This is a genomic window from Marinitoga sp. 1154 (assembly GCF_013363285.1).
GTDB lineage: Bacteria > Thermotogota > Thermotogae > Petrotogales > Petrotogaceae > Marinitoga.
The window spans coordinates 1-670 of sequence record NZ_LBFB01000075.1; the positions used below are offsets into that span (position 1 = coordinate 1).

General features: G+C 32.7%; 1 protein-coding gene. It reads right to left on the reverse strand.

Features of this window, described 5'->3' with window-relative positions:
- Nucleotides 1–670, reverse strand: a 670-nt coding sequence (rfbH, locus tag XO12_RS11680; RefSeq protein ID WP_175420359.1) for a lipopolysaccharide biosynthesis protein RfbH, incomplete at both ends; no start/stop codon positions are given.

Consider the following 670-nt stretch of genomic DNA (forward strand, 5'->3'; position numbering starts at 1 on the left):
CTATATGTGAATATACATATTTGTGATCATATCCAAAAGGTAATGTTCCATGTTGTTGTTTGAATCTCATACCACATGTATTACTGAACCCTGGTTCGCAATAACAGTCTCTTCCCCAATCTCTAAAAGATTTTACGAGTCTTTCTAATTGTAGGTTGTTTGTCAGTATTGCTCCACCTTCACCCATTGTAATGTGATGTGCAGGATAAAAACTTACTGTTGCTATATCTCCAAAAGTTCCTACTAATTTTCCGTTATATGTTGAACCAACTGCATCACATATATCTTCTATTACCCATAAATTGTATTTTTTAGCTACTCTCATTACTTCATCTAAATTAAAAGGATTCCCTAATGTATGAGCTATCATTATAGCTTTTGTTTTTTCTGTAATAGCAGATTCTATTTCTTCTGCTTTTATGTTATATGTTGGTATATCAACATCTATAAAAACTGGTATTGCTCCATTTTGTATTATGGGATTTACTGTAGTTGGAAATCCAGCCGCTACTGTTATTACTTCATCGCCAGGCTTTATTCTTCTTTCTCCAAGTTTTTTTGATGTTAATGCAGATAATGCTAACAAGTTTGCGGAGGAGCCAGAATTTACCAACGTTACACTTTTTACTCCAAAAAATTTTGCAAATTCATATTCGAATTTTTCTGCAAA